This window comes from Amycolatopsis keratiniphila subsp. keratiniphila (assembly GCF_001620365.2).
Classification (GTDB): domain Bacteria; phylum Actinomycetota; class Actinomycetes; order Mycobacteriales; family Pseudonocardiaceae; genus Amycolatopsis; species Amycolatopsis keratiniphila.
Genome location: NZ_LQMT02000023.1, coordinates 188,168 through 204,931, shown reverse-complemented (window position 1 = coordinate 204,931; position 16,764 = coordinate 188,168). Strand labels below are relative to the sequence as shown.

Here is a 16,764-nt window from a genome sequence, read left to right as displayed (position 1 = left end):
TGACGAAGATGGAGTCGTGGACGACGAACGCAGGCTCACCTTCCCGCAAGCCGCGCTGACCGGTCTCCTGTCCCTGGTGGCCGCACTCGGCGTAGGGCACCTCGTCGCGGGATTCGTCGGGTACACGGCTTCGCCGTTCGTCGCCGTCGCGAACTTCGTCATCGACCACAGCCCGCACGCGGTCGTCGCCTGGGCCGAGCAGACGCTGGAGACCTGGGACAAGCCCGTCCTGAAGATCGGCCTGGCCGTCGTGCTGGTGCTGTTCGCGCTGCTCGCCGGGCAGCTCTCGCGCCGGACGCCGCTGCCGGGTCAGGTGATCGTCGGTGTGCTCGGCGCGGCCGGTGTCGCCGCGGTCTTCGTCCGCACCGACCTCGGGCAGATCGCGCTGCTGGCGCCGGTGGTCGCCACCGTCGTCGCGCTGATCGTGTTCACGCGGCTGCATTCGTTCTTCCGCCCGAAGGTGTTCTTCGACGAGCGTGAAGGCGAAGGCCCGGACCGGCGGAAGGTGCTGATCACCGGCGCGTCCGTCGCGGCGGGGGCCGGCGTCGCCGCGCTGACCGGCCAGATCGTCGGGACCAGGAAGAACGCGGAGGAGTCGCGGGCCGCCGTCGGCAGGCTCGTCGCGGCGAGGACCGCGCCGCCGATCCCGCCCGACGCGGATTTCGCGAAACTCGGCACCCCGCCGTATCTCACTCCTTCGAAGGATTTCTATCGGATCGACACGGCGCTGGTGGTCCCGCAGGTCCGCACCGAGGACTGGAGCCTCCAGATCCGCGGGATGGTCGACCGCGAAGTCACCTATCGGTATGAAGATCTCCGCTCGCGGCCGCTGATCGAACGCGACGTCACCCTGTGCTGCGTCTCCAACGAGGTCGGCGGCCCGTACATCTCCAACGCGCGCTGGATCGGCATCGACCTCCGGGATCTGCTGAACGAGGCGGGCGTGAAACCCGGCGCCGAGCAGATGTTCGCGACCAGCGTCGACGGCTGGACCTGCGGAACCCCGGTCGAAGCCGCCCTGGATCCGCGACGTGGCGCGATGCTCGCCCTCGGCATGGACGGCGAACCGCTCCCGATCGAGCACGGTTTCCCCGCGCGGATCGTGATCCCCGGGCTCTACGGCTACGTCTCCGCCACGAAATGGGTGACCGAGCTGGAGATCACCACCTGGGACGAGCGCCAGGCGTACTGGCTCGGCCGCGGCTGGGCCAGGGAAGCGCCGGTGAAGACGCAGTCGCGGATCGACGCGCCCGGCTCGGCGGTGAACGCGGGCAAGGTCGTGGTGTCCGGGACCGCGTGGGCGCAGCACACCGGCGTCGCGAAGGTGGAGGTCCGGGTCGACCAGGGGCCGTGGAAGGAAGCCGTGCTGTCGGCGGAGACGTCGAAGGACACCTGGCGGATGTGGTGGACCGAGGTCGACGTCGCCGCTGGTCAGCACGAGATCGCCGTGCGGGCGACGGACCAGTCGGGCTACACGCAGACCCAGGAGATCGCCGGAACGGTCCCGGACGGCGCCACGGGCTGGCACAAGGTGACGGTCAACGCCCGCTAGAGAGACTGACCACAGCGTTCACCTGTGACTTTGTGCCTGCGTTCACAAGTGGCTACCGTAGATACGTCGCCTCCGAAAGCGCCCGGCATCGAACCGGACTCAGCGCGGCGGGTCAAGAGCCGATTTCCAGGTTCGGGCGATTCATGTCGTCAGCAGGGACCAGAGGGAGCGGACAAGCGTGGTGTCGCAACGAGGCCGGCGCACCCGGGTGACACCGGACGCCGACAACGCGCCCACCGCGGAGATGCCGGCCGTCGAGGCCACCTCCGAACCGGAAGCCGTCCGCGCGAAGTCGATCCCCGAAGCCGCCGTCGCCCGCCTCGCCGTCTACCTCCGTGTCCTCTCCGGGCTGGCCGAGCAGGGCGCGACGACGATCTCCAGCGAGGAGCTCTCGCAGGCCGCGGGCGTCAACTCCGCGAAACTGCGCAAGGACCTGTCCTACCTCGGCTCGTACGGCACCCGCGGCGTCGGCTACGACGTCCAGGTGCTGGTCAGCCAGATCGAGCGCATCCTCGGCCTGACCCGCAAGCACAAGGTCGCCGTGGTCGGGATCGGTAACCTCGGGCACGCGCTGGCCAACTACGGCGGGTTCCCTGGCCGCGGTTTCCCGGTCGAGGCGCTGTTCGACCTCGACCCCGATCTGGTCGGCGTCCCGGTCGGCGGCCTCCCGGTCTCGCATCTCGACGAGATCCCCAAAGTCTGCGCCGAACGGCAGATCTCCATCGGCGTCATCGCCACCCCGCCCACCGCCGCGCAGTCGGTCTGCGACCGGCTCGTCGCAGGTGGGGTGCAGTGCATCCTGAATTTCGCCCCGGTGGTGCTGCAGGTTCCGGCACATATCGAGGTTCGCAAGGTCGATCTCGCCGTCGAGCTGCAGATCCTGTCATTCCACGTCGCTCGTCGCGCCGATCTGGCCGCTAACGGCAACGGCGGAGCAGACGGTGGCCCCGGGGGCGCCGACAATGGCAGCGTGAACGGCCACGGCAACGGAATGGTGGTGCGCTGAAATGAGCGTGTTGGCGGTCGGGCTCTCGCACCGCAGCGCCGAGCTGAACACCCTGGAGCGCGTCGCGGTCCCCGCGACCGACGTGACCAAGGTGCTCCACGAGCTGCAGCAGGCCGAGCACGTCAGCGAGGCGATCCTCGTCTCGACCTGCAACCGCATCGAGGTCTACGCCGTCGTCGAGACCTTCCACGGCGGCCTGAACGACGTCTCCGACGTGCTCGCCCGCCAGGCCGGGATGCAGCCGGCGGACCTCTACGACTCGCTGTACGTGCACTACGCGGGCGCCGCGATCGAGCACCTGTTCTCGGTCACCTCGGGGCTGGACTCGATGGTCGTCGGCGAGACGCAGATCCTCGGCCAGATCCGCTCCTCCTACGCCACCGCGCGGGAGGCGGGCACCGTCGGCCGCACGCTCCACGAGCTGATCCAGACGACGCTGCGCGTCGGCAAACGCGTCCACACCGAGACCGGGCTCGACCAGCTCGGCGCGTCGGTGGTCTCCGAGGCGCTCGCCGCGGCCGGCGACATCGCGGGCAAGCACGCGCTGATCATCGGCGCCGGTTCGATGGGCGCGCTGACCGCGTCCCAGCTGCGCAAGTCCGGGATCGGCGAGATCACCATCGCCAACCGCACCGAGGCAAGGGCCGCCCGCCTCGCCGCCGCGAGCGTCGAGCAGGGAGTGCCCGCCAAGGCCGTCCAGATGAGCGGGATCGCGGACGCGGTCGCCGAGGCGGACGTCGTCGTCTGCTGCACCGGCGCGCAGGCCGCGGTCTTCACCGCCGCACACGTCCCGGCCCGTGCCGGGCGCCCGCTGGTCGTCTGCGACCTCGGCCTCCCGCGTGACGTCGACCACGACGTCGCCGCGCTGGCCGACGTCACCGTGGTCGACCTCGAAACCATCCAGCGCCGCATGCGGGAAGCGGGCACCCCGACCACCGAACGGCAGACCGCGAAGGCCACCGGCATCGTGCTCGACGAGGTGCGCGAGTACCTCGCCGGACAGCGCAGCGCAGAGGTCACCCCGACGGTGACGGCGCTGCGGCGCCGGGCGGCCGAGGTGGTCGACGCCGAACTGCTGCGGCTGGACAATCGCCTGCCGGACCTCGACGCCGGGGTCCGCGAGGAGGTCGGCCGCACGGTCCGCCGCGTGGTCGACAAGCTGCTGCACGCGCCGACGGTGCGGGTCAAGCAGCTGGCCGCCGAGACGGCCGACACCGACTACGCCAACGCGCTGCGCGAGCTGTTCTGCCTCGACCCGCAGGCGCCCGCAGCGGTGGCGAGTCCCACCGCAACGCCGAAAGACGAGTGATCATCCAGTGAGCAGAGTCATCCGCATCGGGACGCGCGGCAGCAAACTCGCCCTCGCGCAGACCGGCACCATCGCCGACGCCCTGCGGGCCACCGGGGCCGAGGTCGAGCTCGTCACCGTGACGACCCCCGGTGACAAGTCGTCCGCGCCGATTCCCACGATCGGGGTCGGCGTCTTCACTTCCGCGCTGCGCGAAGCCTTGCTGCGCGAGGAAGTCGACGTCATCGTGCACTCGTACAAGGACCTCCCGACGAAGCCGGAGCCGGGCATCACGCTCGCCGCCGTGCCGCGCCGCGAGGACCCGCGTGACGCGCTGATCGCCCGTGACGGGCTGACGCTGGGCGAGCTCCCGCCCGGCTCGACCGTCGGCACCGGCTCGCCGCGGCGGACCGCGCAGCTGCGCGCGCTCGGTCTCGGTTTGGAAATCGTGCCGATCCGAGGCAATATCGACACCCGCATGCGCAAGGTGAGCGACGGAGAGCTCGACGCCGTCATCCTGGCGCGTGCCGGACTGGCCAGGATCGGCCGGGCGGAGGAGATCACCGAGACCCTCGACCCGATCCAGATGCTGCCCGCACCCGCGCAGGGTGCGCTGGCGGTGGAGTGCCGGACCGGTGACGTGGACATCGAGCACCTGCTCGGGTCCACAGTGGACGATGAAGGCACCCGTGCCGTGGCGACCGCCGAGCGCGCGTTGCTCGCGGCGCTGGAAGCCGGGTGCAGCGCACCGGTCGGAGCGCTGGCGGAGATCGTCGAGGACCTGGACGCCGAAGGGCGGGTCGTCGAGCGGATCTCGTTGCGGGGCACCGCCGCCGTCGAAGGGGACGGGGACGCGGTCGACATGGTGCGCGCTTCCGCGCTCGCCGACAAGCACGAAGCCGATCAGCTCGGCCGGACACTGGCCGCCGAGCTGCTCGACCTGGGGGCCGGTGCACTGTCCGGCCCCGCCCAGTGAGTCAGAACGTTGAAGGTAGGGCCGCGCTCGACTGCGGCCGCTCAAGAGGAGAACGCACAGATGACCCCCGCGCGTAAGACCACCGGGCGTGTCGCCTTCGTGGGCTCGGGCCCCGGTGACGCCGGTCTGCTGACCGTCCGCGCTCAGGAGCTGCTCGCCAAGGCCGAGGTCGTGGTGACCGACCCGGACGTCCCTTCGGGCGTCCTGGCCTTCGCCGCCGAGGGCGCCGAAGTGCGCCCCGCCGTCGGCGAGGCCACCGAGGTCGCCAAGGACCTGGTGAACGAGGCCAAGGCCGGACGGCTGGTGCTCCGGCTCATCGCCGGTGACCCGCTGACCCAGCCCGCCGTCGTCGCCGAGGTGCAGGCCGTTTCCCGGACCAGCGCCGTGTTCGACATCATCCCGGGTGTCTCGCCCGGCGCGGCCGTCCCGGCGTACGCCGGTGTCGCGCTCGGTGGCACGCACACCGAGGTCGACGTCCGCGGCGACGTCGAATGGGCCGCGCTGGCCGCCACCCCGGGCCCGATCGTGCTGCACGCGACGTCGGCGCACCTGGCCGAGGCCGCGTCCGCGCTGACCGAGCACGGACTGGCGCCGACCACCCCGGTCGCGGTGACCTCCAACGGCACCATCAACACCCAGCGCACCCTCGACACCACGCTCGCCACCGTCGCGAACGAGGCGGGCGAGCTCGTCGGCCCGCTCATCGTGACCATCGGCCAGGCCGTCGGCCAGCGCTCGAAGCTGTCGTGGTGGGAGTCGCGCGCGCTGTACGGCTGGAAGGTCCTGGTGCCGCGCACCAAGGAGCAGGCCGGTGAGATGGCGGAGCGGCTTCGCGGCCACGGCGCCACCTCGCACGAGGTCCCGACCATCTCGGTCGAGCCGCCGCGCAGCCCCGCCCAGATGGAGCGTTCGGTCAAGGGGCTCGTCGACGGCCGCTACCAGTGGATCGTCTTCACCTCGACCAACGCCGTCCGCGCGGTGTGGGAGAAGTTCGAGGAGTTCGGCCTCGACGCCCGCGCCTTCTCCGGCGTGAAGATCGCCTGCGTCGGCGAATCGACCGCCGCGAAGGTGCGCTCGTTCGGCATCATCCCCGAGCTGGTCCCGGAGGGCGAGCAGTCCTCGGAAGGTCTCCTCGCCGAGTTCCCGCCGTACGACGACGTCCTCGACCCGGTCGACCGCGTGCTGCTGCCGCGGGCCGACATCGCCACCGAGACCCTTTCGGCCGGTCTGCGCGAACGCGGCTGGGAGATCGACGACGTGACCGCGTACCGCACCGTCCGGGCCGCGCCGCCGCCCGCCGAGACCCGCGAGATGATCAAGACCGGCGGTTTCGACGCGGTCTGCTTCACCTCGTCCTCGACCGTGCGGAACCTCGTCGGCATCGCCGGCAAGCCGCACACCCGCACGCTGGTCGCGTGCATCGGCCCGAAGACCGCGGAGACCGCCGTGGAGTTCGGGCTGCGGGTCGACGTCCAGCCCGAGAAGGCCGACGTCCCGCACCTGGTCGACGCGCTCGCCGAGCACGCCGCCCGGCTCCGTGCCGAAGGCGCGCTCCCGCCGCCTCGCAAGGCGAAGCGGGCCCGCCGCTCCTGACGATCTGTTGGTACGTGAAGGCCCCCTTCATTGCGCTAGGCGCAGTGAAGGGGGCCTTCACGTACTTTCGGTCCTAAGTGAAACTTTGTCGTTCGGGAAGCGGTGGGTCGTAGCCTCGGTGATTCCGACCATCACTGGGGAGTGATCATGAAATCTCTCGTTCTCGTCGCCGCTCTGGGCGCGATGGCCCTCGGCTTTCCGGGTACGGCGGCCGCCGCCACCTCCTTCGAGGTCTGCACCCCGGCCGGTTGCGCGGTCCAAAGCGTTCGGGGCACCGTCGATCAGGGCCGCGTGGTGGCCACGGTGTCCGACAGTTCGCCGGCCTCGGCGCTCATCGCCGAGTTCAGCGTGTCCCCGTCGGGTGTGCGGACGCGGGTCGTCGTCGACGACGGCGTGAAGCGTGCCATGTTCAGGCTGCCGGCCGATGCGGACCAGCTGATCGTGACGGCCTGCGGGGCCGGAGGATGCGCCAGCAAGTCCATTCCGCTGTAAGCCCTTCGGAGCACGGGCGTGGCGTGAGCGAAGGCGTGACTCGCGTGATCAGGGACGTAACTCGCGTGATTGGAGGCCGCACTCGAGAGTTCCGCCTTCAATCACGCGAGTTCCGCCTCTGGTCACGTGAGTTCCGCCTTCGATCACGGGCGTGGCTTCAGCTGAAGAACTTCACGACTTCCGTGTACGCCAGGTATGCGAACATCGCCAGGCAGATGCTCAGCAGCCCGTTCGACAGCCACCGCGAGCGCCCTTCTCGCGGCACCCGTGACGTATTCAGCAGCACCAGCAAGGTCGCCGCCAGGAACGGCATGAACAACGCGCCCAGCACGCCGTAGACCACGGTGAGCTGGAACGGCTGGTCCAGGAACAGCAACGCCATCGGCGGGAAGGTCAGCCACAGCACGTATCCGCGGTACGCGACACTGCGTTCCCCGGCCTTCTTCTCATACGTCTCAACGCTTTCCGTCACGTCCTTGGGCAGCCGCAGGATGCGCCACCAGTCGGCGAAGAGCAGGCTCACGCCGTGCCAGACGCCGATCACCGACGTGAACGAGACGGCGAAGAAGCCGATGAGGAACGGGATCCGCGCCCACTGCCCGTAATCCGCGGCGAGGGTGTCGCCGAGGAACAGCAGACCCTTGTCGCCCGAGATGATCTTCTGGCCCAGCAACAGTTCCGCGCCGACGATCAGCATCGCGATCACGAAGATCCCGGTCATCACGTAGCCGACGGCGTTGTCGGTACGCATCATCGGGAGCCACTTCGACGAACGCCAGCCCTTCGCGAGCGTCCAGTAGCCGTAGGCCGCCATGGTGATCGTGCCGCCGACGCCGCCGACCAGGCCGAGGACGTAGACGAGCGAGCCGTCGGGCAGGGTCGGGACGGCGCCCTTGAACAGTTCGGCGAAGTTCGGCACGACGAGGATCGCGGTGCCGACCACGGTCACGAACATGACGCCGACGAGCACCGTCATCAGTTTCTCGATGATCGCGTAGCGCCCGAACCACACCAGCGCGAAGCCGAGCAGGCCGCAGATCATCGCCCAGTACCGCACCGAGATCGCGGGGAAGAGCGCGTTCAGCGGCAGCCCCGACGCGGACATCGCGGTCGCGCCGTAGACGAAGCCCCAGATCACCGCGTAGATCCCGAAGTAGATCAGCGCCCAGATCCCGAGCGTCCGCCAGCCGGACAGAATCGTCCGGCCCGAGGTCAGATGCCAGCGGCCGACGGCTTCGGCCAGCGCGAGTTTGAAGATCGTGCCGACGAGCACCGCCCACAGCAGCGTGTACCCGAAACGCGATCCGGCCACCATCGTCGCGACGAGGTCGCCCGCGCCGACCCCGGTCGCCGCGGCCATGATCCCTGGCCCGACCTGGCGCAGCCGTGCGCGCCAGCCGACGGGCGGTTCTTCCAGTTGGTCGGTCACCGTTGAGCTCGACATGCCGTGGAAGGTAACCCACGTCACACCGCACGGGAATCGGACAAAGGTGACTCTTTACCGTTCCTTAGGAAAGGTTCGGCCGTTCACCGCCTCTCAAGCGGGCGGGAGTACCGTCGGGAGGGTGTTTCCCGAACATCGTCCCCGCAGGCTCCGTACCACTCCGGCGATGCGCAGGCTGGTCGGTGAGACGACGCTGCGCCCACGCCAGCTGATCCTCCCCATGTTCGTGGCCGAGGGCGCCGAAGCGCCCCGCCCGATCTCCAGCATGCCCGGGGTCGTCCAGCACACCCGCGACACGCTGCGCAAGGCCGCAGTCGAGGCGGTCAACGCCGGTGTCGGCGGGCTGATGCTGTTCGGCATCCCGAAGACGCGGGACGCCGAGGGCTCCGGCGCGATCGACCCGAACGGCATCCTCAACGTCGCCCTGCGCGACCTGAGGTCCGAGCTCGGCGACGCGACGGTCCTGATGGCGGACACGTGCCTCGACGAGTTCACCGACCACGGCCACTGCGGCGTCCTCGACGCCGACGGCGGTGTCGACAACGACGCGACCCTGCGCGTGTACGCGGAAATGGCTCTGGCGCAGGTGGAAGCGGGCGCTCATCTGCTCGGCCCGAGCGGCATGATGGACGGCCAGGTCGGCGTCATCCGCAGCGCGCTGGACCGCGCCGGGCACACCGACGCCGGGATCCTCGCGTACTCGGCCAAGTTCGCCAGCGCGTTCTACGGTCCCTTCCGCGAGGCCGTCGACTCGCAGCTGAAGGGCGACCGGAAGACCTACCAGCAGGATCCGGGCAACGTGCGCGAGGCGCTGCGCGAGATCGAGCTGGACATCGCCGAGGGCGCCGACATGGTCATGGTCAAGCCCGCCCTGTCCTATCTGGACGTCATCAGGGCCGCCGCCGAGGCGTCGCCGGTTCCCGTCGCGGCGTACAACATCTCGGGTGAGTACGCGATGGTCGAGGCCGCCGCGGCGAACGGCTGGCTCGATCGCGAGCGCACGATCCTCGAGGTGCTGACCTCGATCCGCCGCGCGGGCGCGGACATGATTTTGACCTACTGGGCCGCCGAAGCCGCAGCTTGGCTGGACTAGGCTGCCTCGCGTGAGCGACAGCAAAGCCGACGAAACGGACGACGAGCGCCGCAAGCGCGGGATGTCCCCGGATCCGATCCTGCCGGGCCAGAAGCCGCCGAAGATCGTGGTGCCGAAGCCGGTCGCGATCTCGTTCTGGCTGTGGATCGTCGCCGGCGTCGTCCTGGTGGCCGGGCAGATCGCCCTGCTGGTGCTGAAGGACGAACTGACCGAGGGCATCCTGAAGCAGATCAGGGAGAACCCGGTCCCCGGCCAGCCCGCCGATCCGGCGCAGGTCGCTTCCGGCGTGAACACCCTGCTGTGGATGCTGTTCGGCGGTGCGCTCACCTTCGCCGTCCTGTTCGCGCTGTTCGCGTACAAGGCCCGTGAGGGAACGCGGTCGGCCAGGACGGTCCTCACCGTGGGGGCGGTCTTCCTGGTGCTGGTGGAGCTGCTGATCCTTCGCGGTTCGCTCAACGTGTTCCTGCTGGTGTCCACGTTGCTGGTGGCGATCGCGCTGGTCCTCATGTACCTGCCCAGCGTCTCCGACCATTTCCCGAAGGTCGGGCGCACGCTGCCATGACGCCCGAGCCGCCCCGCTACGACGAACCCGGCGTCGGCTGGACGGCTTTGCTGTGGGCGCCGCTGTTCGCTCTCGCCGGGCTGCTCGCCGAACTGGCGACCGGCGGACCGGTCCATTGGCTCGCCTGGATCCTGGTCGCGGCAGGGCTGGTGGCGATCACCGTTCCTTGGGTCTACGCGCGCCGCCGGTACCTCTCGCTCGAAGTCACATCTGACGGCTACCGGCAGGGCAAGGAAACGCTGGAGGCGGCCCGGATCGCCGAAGTCCTCGAAGACGAAGCTCCGGTCGGCTCGCGAGTCCTCGGCGGCGGCTGGACCATCCCCAAGAAGTTCGGCGAAGTCGGCTTGAAGCTCGAAGACGGCGTTTTCGTGCGCGCTTGGGCGAAGGATCCAGACGCCCTTCGCGAGGCTCTCGGGGATTTGGTGCGTGCTCGCACCACAGAGTCATGAGAAACTGCTCACCGTGATCGACCTTCCCCAGCCGACCGGCGCCGATCTGTGGCCACCGGAGGACAGCAGGCCCGCGGCCCGGCTGCACAAACCCCTTCGCGCCGTGGTGGGGGCCGTGGAGCTGATCCTCGCCGCGCTCGCGGTGTGGGGCGCCTTCGCGTGCTGGAAGGCCGGTGTCGTCCCGGTCGTGATCACCTACGGCGAAACGACGACGCTCGAATCGCAGCGGTACTTCGGCGGCCCGCTCGCCGGCGCCATCGGGCTGGGCGTGCTGGCCGCGATCCTCGTGGTGGACGCGATCCGCCAGTTCCTCCTCGCCGTGCGCGCCAAGGGCCGCAAGCGCAAGGACTAGGCGCTGTCCTGAGTCAGAATCGCGTCGTGAGTTTTTCTGGTCTCGGGTGGCTGAAGGGGACTTTCACCGCATGTGACGCGGGTACAGCGTCCTTCATCGCGTCAGACAAGGGGACTTGTGTGAATGCCGCAAGGGCCCGGCTTCGGCAGTCGAATGTCTGTCGGGGTCGTGAGTGATTTTGGTCGTTAGAACGACCAAAATCACTCACGACACCGTCATCTCGGGGAACCTCACCTGCCCGGCCCAGGCGCAAACGGCCGGATGTCGATACAGACCTACGGCGCGAACTAACGACCGGAGTTTGTCCGGTTGTGAGGGGGGCGCGCTTCAAGCGCAAGGACTAGTTGAGCCAGACGACGGCGGCGTTGACCGCGGTCGAGTACAGCAACCACAGCAGATACGGCACCAGCAGCCACGCGGCGAGCTTCGACCGGCGCCCGAACTCCATCATCGTGACGGGCACCATGAAGTCCAGGACGACTACGTCGGCCAGGGCCAGCGCGTGCGCTCCGCCGGCGAAGAACAACGGCGTCCACAGCAGGGTCAGCAGCAGGCAGACGCCGTAGAAGGCGAAGCCGCGCGTCTCGCCGTCGGTCCGCCAGTAGCACCAGCCCGCGATGGCGACCAGGAGGAGCAGGGCCGTCCACGTCGGACCGTAGAGCCAGCCCGGCGGCGCCCACGAAGGACGGAGCCACGCGTTGTGCGTTTCGGAACGGGTGGCCACGGCAAGCGCCGCCACGACGCCGACGATCGCCGACACGGCGATGAATCCGGCCAAGGCCTGCCAGCGCAGGCGACGGTGGTGGGTCGGTGGTGGCGGCACCGTGGACACGTGGATTCCTCCGCGAGGGTTTCGGCGGGAGTGCTTCCCACCCTAGTGGGCCTGGTCACGCCATGCCCGGAACCGCGAGGACTCGGCGGCGGGTGTCATCCGGGATTTGCGAGACTGGGGACGTGACTACCGGAGTCGATCAGTCCAAGGCATGGTTCGAACGAGCGAAGGCCGCGATCCCGGGCGGGGTGAACTCCCCGGTGCGGGCCTTCAACTCCGTCGGCGGCACCCCGCGGTTCATGGTGCGCGGTGAGGGGCCGTATCTCTGGGACGCGGACGGCGCCCGCTATGTCGATCTCGTCTCCTCGTGGGGGCCGATGATCCTCGGGCACGCGCATCCGGACGTCGTCGCCGCCGCGCGCGAAGCCGCTGTCGACGGGCTGTCGTTCGGCACCCCGACGCGCGGCGAGGTCGAGCTCGCCGAAGAGATCATCGCCCGGGTCGAGCCGGTGGAGCGGGTGCGCCTGGTCAACTCCGGCACCGAGGCGACGATGAGCGCGATCCGGCTGGCCAGGGGATTCACCGGCCGGTCGAAGATCATCAAGTTCGCGGGCTGCTACCACGGTCACGTCGACGCGCTGCTCGCCGAAGCCGGCTCCGGTGTCGCGACGCTCGGCCTCCCGACCTCGCCCGGTGTCACCGGTGCGCAGGCGGCCGACACGATCGTCCTGCCCTACAACGATCTCGACGCGGTCCGGAAGTCCTTTGTGGACAACCCGGACTCGATCGCCGCGATCATCACCGAAGCCGCCGCCGGCAACATGGGTGCCGTCGCCCCGATCGACGGTTTCAACGCCGGGCTCAAGGAGATCGCGCACGAGCACGGCGCGCTGCTGATCATGGACGAGGTGATGACCGGGTTCCGCGTTTCGAAGGCGGGCTGGTTCGGCCTCGACGGTGTCGCCGGCGACCTGTACACCTTCGGCAAGGTGATGTCCGGCGGATTGCCCGCCGCGGCCTTCGGCGGCCGCGCCGACGTGATGGCGAAGCTGGCCCCGGGCGGACCGGTGTACCAGGCGGGAACCCTGTCCGGGAACCCAGTCGCCGTCGCCACCGGGCTCGCGACGCTGCGCGCGGCCGACGACGCCGTGTACGCGGCCCTCGACGCCAACGCGAAGCGGCTCGGTGACCTGTTCGACAGGTCGCTGACCGAGGCGGGCGTCACGCACACCGTGCAGTACGCGGGCAACCTCGTCAGCGTGTTCTTCAGCGAGAACCCGGTGACGAACTACCCGGGCGCGCAGGCCGCGGAGACCTGGCGGTTCCCGGCGTTCTTCCACGCGCTGCTGGACAACGGCGTGTACGCGCCGCCGAGCGCGTACGAGGCTTGGTTCGTCAACGCGGCCATGGGCGACGCCGAGTTCGAGATCATCGAGTCCGCGCTTCGCGTGGCCGCCCGCGCCGCCGCCGAGGCGGTCCAGGCGTGAGCGCGACGACGATCGTGCACCTGCTCCGCCACGGCGAGGTGCACAACCCGGACAAGATCCTGTACGGCCGCCTGCCCGGCTTCAAGCTCTCCGACCGCGGACAGCGTCAGGCGCTGACGGTCGCCGAAGCGGTCGCGACGCACGACATCACGCACGTCGTCGCTTCGCCGCTTCAGCGCGCGCAGGAGACCGCCGCGCCGATCGCCGCCGCGCACCGGCTCGACGTCGAGACCGACGAGCGGCTCATCGAGGCGGACAACCAGTTCGAGGGCGAGCGGGTCGCCGTCGGTGATGGCGCGCTTCGCGAGCCGAAGCACTGGCCGAAGCTGGTCAACCCGTTCCGGCCGTCGTGGGGTGAGCCGTACGTCGAGATCGCGCACCGCATGCTCGGCGCGATCCACCGCGCGCGGCGGGCGGCCGAGGGCCACGAGGCTTTGTGCGTCTCGCACCAGCTGCCGATCTGGACCGTGCGGCGGTTCCTGGAGGCGAAGCGGCTCTGGCACGACCCGCGTAACAGGCAGTGTTCGCTCGCTTCGCTGACCAGCCTGGTCTTCGAGGGTGAGGAACTCGTGCGGATCGTCTACAGCGAACCCGCGGGCACGACCGACCCGAAGGTGACCGGCGCATGAAGCGCGCGCTGGCCGCCATGGCGGTGCTGATGCTCGTCGTCACCGGCTGCACCACCGGCAAGGACGCCGTCGTCACCGGCGGCTCGTTCAACTTCGTTTCGCCGGGCGGGAAGGTCGACATCACCTACGACGTCGCGGAGCGCCAGCCGTCGCCGACGCTGTCCGGCGACGACCTGATGAACGAGGGCAAACAGCTCTCGATCGCGGACTTCCCCGGCAAGGTCATCGTGCTGAACCTGTGGGGCCAGTGGTGCGGGCCGTGCCGGGTCGAGGCGCCGGAGATGCAGAAGGTCTACGACCAGACCAAGGCGTCCGGCGTCCAGGTGGTCGGCATCGACCTGCGGGACAACGACCGGGCGCCCGCGCAGGACTTCATGCGGGACCGGAAGCTGACGTATCCGTCGATCTACGACCCGTCGGGGCGGACGCTGCTGCAGCTCTCGGGTTATCCGCGCAACATCATCCCGTCGACGATCGTGCTGGACAAGCAGCACCGCGTCGCGGCCGTGTTCCTGCGGGAACTGCTGGCGTCGGACCTGCTGCCGGTCGTGCAGCGCCTGGCCGCCGAACCCGCCTGACCCAACGCGCGGATCGCGTTTAGCCCGCTAAACGCGATCCGCCCACCGGGACCAAGGTCCTGACCGGGTGCGACGTAGGTCCCGTTGGGCCAGCCCCGGCGCTTTCACTCCGACCACACTGCCTACGCTCCTTTGCGTGAACGGTGTTACCGAGCTGGCGCTCTCCGGGCCACTGCTGCTCGCGGCGGGTGTGGCGCTGCTGGCCGGGACGATCTCCTTCGCGTCGCCGTGCGTCGTGCCGCTGGTGCCCGGGTATCTCGCGTACCTGGCTGCGCTGGTCGGCGCGGACGCCCCCGCGGTCAGCGCCGACGAGGAGCGCAAGAAGGGCCGTTACGCCGTCGTCGGCGCGGCGGCGCTGTTCGTGCTCGGGTTCACCGTCGTCTTCGTGGTGACGCTGGGGACGCTGGTGTGGATCGCCGACGTCGTCGCGCTCAACATGGACCTCATCCAGCGCCTCGGCGGCGTGCTGACGATCGCGATGGCGCTGGTCTTCCTCGGCTGGATCCCGGGGCTGCAGCGCGAGTTCCGTTCGCATCACGTGCCGCGCGGCGGACTGTGGGGCGCGCCGGTGCTCGGGGCGGTGTTCGGGCTCGGCTGGACGCCGTGCATCGGGCCGACGCTGTCCGCGGTGATGTCCATGGCCAGCGCCACCGGCGGCGCGGCGGCGCGTGGCTACGTGCTGATCCTGGTCTACTGCCTCGGCCTCGGCCTGCCGTTCCTCCTCATCGCGTTCGGCGCCCGCTGGGCCGTCCGCGCCACCGACTGGCTGCGCCGCCACGGCCGTCAGGTGCAGGTCTTCGGCGGCGTCCTGCTGCTGGTCGTCGGCGTCCTGCTGGTGACCGGGCTGTGGGGCGACATGACCGGCTGGATCAGGAACACCCTCGTGACCGACATCAGGCTGCCCTTGTGACCACCACCGAATACCGTCAGACGCCGTTGAAGCGCGTCCTCGCCTTCCTGCGCAACACCTGGCGCGGTCTGACGTCGATGCGCACCGCACTGGTGCTGCTGTTCCTGCTCGCGCTCGCCGCGATGCCCGGCGCCCTGCTGCCGCAACGGAACCTCAACGTCGCCAAGACCGACGAGTACATCGCCGCGCACGGCTGGTGGGGCGAACTGCTCGACCGCTTGCAGTTCTTCGAGGTCTACGGCAGCGTCTGGTTCTCGGCGATCTACATCCTGCTGATGGTCTCGCTCATCGGCTGTCTCGCGCCGCGCAGCTTCGAGTACGCGAAGGCGATGCGCGCGAAGCCGGTGCTCACGCCGCGCAAGCTCTCGCGGATGCCGCATCACGTGTCCACCACGACCGACCGGACGCCCGAGACGGTCATGACGGACACGCACACGCTGCTCAAAGGCTGGCGCCGCGTCGAACGCGAAGAGGCCGACGGAAGCCGAAGCATCTCCGCCGAACGCGGATACCTCCGCGAGACCGGCAACCTCGTCTTCCACTTCGGCATGCTCGGCCTGATCATCTTCTTCGCGCTGGGCAAGATGTTCGGTTACGAAGGCCAGGTCATCGTCCAAGCCGACGGCAGCCCGTGGTGCAACTCCGGCATCCTCGGCTACGACACCTTCAACGCCGGGCTGCGCGTCGACGGCACCGACCTCAACGGGTTCTGCATCCGCCTGAAGGACTTCGAGGCGCGCTACACCGAGAACGGGCAGGCGAACTACTACCACTCCAACATGGAGTACCAGTCCGGCGAAGACCTGCAGACCGGCGCGTGGAAGCCGTACGGGCTCGAGGTCAACTCGCCGCTGCGTACCGCGGGCGACCGCGTCTACCTGCTGAACTTCGGTTACTCCCCGAAGTTCACGGTGACCTTCCCCGACGGCACCGTGCGCACCAACATCACGCCGTGGCGTCCCGCCGACGAGCCGACGAAGCTCTCCGAAGGCGCGACCAAGATCGACCAGCCGGGCATCGCCGACCCGATCGAACGCCGCACCCGGCAGCTCGCGATCACCGGTCTGCTCGCCCCGACCGCGTTCCTGCACGGCAACGTGCTCACGTCGTCGCGGCCCGAGGCGAACAAGCCGGCGGTGGCCGTCGACATCTACCGCGGCGACCTCGGCCTCGACGCGGGCCGCGGGCAGTCGATCTTCCAGATCGACCAGTCGCTCGTCGCGGACGGCAGGCTCAAGAAGCTCACCCGGCAGAACCTGGACCAGGGTCAGGAGACCGTGCTGGACGACGGCACGAAGGTCCGCTTCGACGGTGTCCAGGAATGGGTCGCCATCCAGGTCTCGCACGACCCCGTGCAGGGCTGGGTGCTGGTCTGCGCGGTCGCGATGCTGATCGGGCTGGCGGGATCACTGCTGGTCAAACGGCGCCGGGTGTGGGTGCGGGTGACCCCGGCGCGTGAAGGTGAGACGGGTACCGTGATCGAGGTCGCCGGGCTGGCGCGCACCGATCAGGCGGGCTACGGCGAAGAGTTCCAGCGGATCAGCGACAAGCTGGTCCAGGGGCAGAGAGGCAACTAGAGGT

Annotated in this window: 17 protein-coding genes; 15 read left to right on the top strand and 2 right to left on the bottom strand. The window is 69.5% G+C overall.

Annotated features, from left to right (window positions below):
- Positions 1-16: 16 nt before the first annotated feature.
- The 6 genes from AVR91_RS25335 (at position 17) to AVR91_RS25310 (ending at position 6,907) form a co-directional block, all read left to right on the top strand.
- On the top strand, positions 17-1,552 hold the full coding sequence (locus AVR91_RS25335) for a molybdopterin-dependent oxidoreductase (RefSeq protein ID WP_063274399.1): 1,536 nt from the start codon (positions 17-19) through the stop codon (positions 1,550-1,552).
- A gap of 178 nt (positions 1,553-1,730) precedes the next feature.
- Positions 1,731-2,558, top strand: a complete 828-nt coding sequence (locus tag AVR91_RS25330) for a redox-sensing transcriptional repressor Rex (protein WP_394329967.1) — start codon at positions 1,731-1,733, stop codon at positions 2,556-2,558.
- 1 nt (position 2,559) lies between these two features.
- A complete protein-coding gene (locus tag AVR91_RS25325) occupies positions 2,560-3,867 on the top strand; it encodes a glutamyl-tRNA reductase (RefSeq protein WP_037332986.1) in 1,308 nt (435 codons plus the stop codon).
- Positions 3,868-3,874: 7 nt separating this feature from the next.
- The gene (hemC, locus tag AVR91_RS25320) at positions 3,875-4,822 is read left to right on the top strand and encodes a hydroxymethylbilane synthase (RefSeq protein ID WP_016330928.1); all 948 of its coding nucleotides are present in this window, start codon (positions 3,875-3,877) and stop codon (positions 4,820-4,822) included.
- A 60-nt stretch (positions 4,823-4,882) separates the two neighbouring features.
- Positions 4,883-6,415 (top strand): bifunctional uroporphyrinogen-III C-methyltransferase/uroporphyrinogen-III synthase, encoded by a 1,533-nt coding sequence (locus AVR91_RS25315; RefSeq protein ID WP_063274401.1) that lies wholly within the window; start codon positions 4,883-4,885, stop codon positions 6,413-6,415.
- Positions 6,416-6,562: 147 nt separating this feature from the next.
- Complete coding sequence (locus tag AVR91_RS25310) at positions 6,563-6,907, top strand: hypothetical protein (protein WP_063823141.1); 345 nt, start codon at positions 6,563-6,565, stop codon at positions 6,905-6,907.
- A gap of 157 nt (positions 6,908-7,064) precedes the next feature.
- Here the strand turns inward: AVR91_RS25310 and AVR91_RS25305 are convergent, their stop codons facing one another.
- Positions 7,065-8,351, bottom strand: coding sequence for an Nramp family divalent metal transporter (locus AVR91_RS25305; protein WP_063274403.1), 1,287 nt, complete (start codon positions 8,349-8,351; stop codon positions 7,065-7,067).
- 121 nt (positions 8,352-8,472) lie between these two features.
- On the opposite strand from AVR91_RS25305, the gene hemB reads away from it, so the two are divergent.
- The 4 genes from hemB to AVR91_RS25285 are packed head-to-tail and all read left to right on the top strand — an operon-like array spanning position 8,473 to position 10,807.
- Positions 8,473-9,444, top strand: coding sequence for a porphobilinogen synthase (gene hemB / locus AVR91_RS25300; RefSeq protein WP_076857424.1), 972 nt, complete (start codon positions 8,473-8,475; stop codon positions 9,442-9,444).
- Positions 9,445-9,454: 10 nt separating this feature from the next.
- Entirely contained in the window at positions 9,455-10,006 is a 552-nt protein-coding gene (locus AVR91_RS25295) for a hypothetical protein (RefSeq protein WP_016330932.1), read from the top strand.
- Complete coding sequence (locus AVR91_RS25290; RefSeq protein WP_063274405.1) at positions 10,003-10,455, top strand: hypothetical protein; 453 nt, start codon at positions 10,003-10,005, stop codon at positions 10,453-10,455. The genes AVR91_RS25295 and AVR91_RS25290 overlap by 4 nt, the downstream gene beginning before the upstream one ends.
- The gene (locus tag AVR91_RS25285) at positions 10,433-10,807 is read left to right on the top strand and encodes a hypothetical protein (RefSeq protein WP_063274406.1); all 375 of its coding nucleotides are present in this window, start codon (positions 10,433-10,435) and stop codon (positions 10,805-10,807) included. Before AVR91_RS25290 ends, AVR91_RS25285 begins: the two co-directional genes overlap by 23 nt.
- A 340-nt stretch (positions 10,808-11,147) precedes the next feature.
- Here AVR91_RS25285 and AVR91_RS25280 read toward each other — a convergent pair whose 3' ends face one another.
- Entirely contained in the window at positions 11,148-11,639 is a 492-nt protein-coding gene (locus AVR91_RS25280; RefSeq protein WP_063272787.1) for a tryptophan-rich sensory protein, read from the bottom strand.
- A 122-nt stretch (positions 11,640-11,761) separates the two neighbouring features.
- Between AVR91_RS25280 and hemL the strand changes: the two genes are divergently transcribed.
- From hemL to resB, 5 genes are all read left to right on the top strand, one after another.
- Positions 11,762-13,066 (top strand): glutamate-1-semialdehyde 2,1-aminomutase, encoded by a 1,305-nt coding sequence (hemL, locus tag AVR91_RS25275; RefSeq protein ID WP_063272788.1) that lies wholly within the window; start codon positions 11,762-11,764, stop codon positions 13,064-13,066.
- Positions 13,063-13,695, top strand: coding sequence for a histidine phosphatase family protein (locus AVR91_RS25270; RefSeq protein ID WP_016330937.1), 633 nt, complete (start codon positions 13,063-13,065; stop codon positions 13,693-13,695). The genes hemL and AVR91_RS25270 overlap by 4 nt, the downstream gene beginning before the upstream one ends.
- Positions 13,692-14,273, top strand: a complete 582-nt coding sequence (locus AVR91_RS25265) for a TlpA family protein disulfide reductase (RefSeq protein ID WP_063272789.1) — start codon at positions 13,692-13,694, stop codon at positions 14,271-14,273. Before AVR91_RS25270 ends, AVR91_RS25265 begins: the two co-directional genes overlap by 4 nt.
- Positions 14,274-14,409: 136 nt before the next feature.
- Entirely contained in the window at positions 14,410-15,183 is a 774-nt protein-coding gene (locus AVR91_RS25260; protein WP_063272790.1) for a cytochrome c biogenesis CcdA family protein, read from the top strand.
- Positions 15,180-16,760 carry a cytochrome c biogenesis protein ResB gene (resB, locus tag AVR91_RS25255; RefSeq protein WP_063272791.1) on the top strand — a complete coding sequence of 527 codons (1,581 nt, stop codon included), beginning with the start codon at positions 15,180-15,182 and terminating at the stop codon, positions 16,758-16,760. Before AVR91_RS25260 ends, resB begins: the two co-directional genes overlap by 4 nt.
- Positions 16,761-16,764 lie beyond the last annotated feature (4 nt).

Coding starts and splice junctions, on each gene's coding strand:
- AVR91_RS25265 (WP_063272789.1), top strand. CDS start 13,692: ATGAAGCGCGCGCTGGCCGCCATGGCGGTGCTGATGCTCGTCGTCACC.
- AVR91_RS25315 (WP_063274401.1), top strand. CDS start 4,883: ATGACCCCCGCGCGTAAGACCACCGGGCGTGTCGCCTTCGTGGGCTCG.
- AVR91_RS25325 (WP_037332986.1), top strand. CDS start 2,560: ATGAGCGTGTTGGCGGTCGGGCTCTCGCACCGCAGCGCCGAGCTGAAC.
- AVR91_RS25290 (WP_063274405.1), top strand. CDS start 10,003: ATGACGCCCGAGCCGCCCCGCTACGACGAACCCGGCGTCGGCTGGACG.
- AVR91_RS25305 (WP_063274403.1), bottom strand. CDS start 8,351: ATGTCGAGCTCAACGGTGACCGACCAACTGGAAGAACCGCCCGTCGGC.
- AVR91_RS25310 (WP_063823141.1), top strand. CDS start 6,563: ATGAAATCTCTCGTTCTCGTCGCCGCTCTGGGCGCGATGGCCCTCGGC.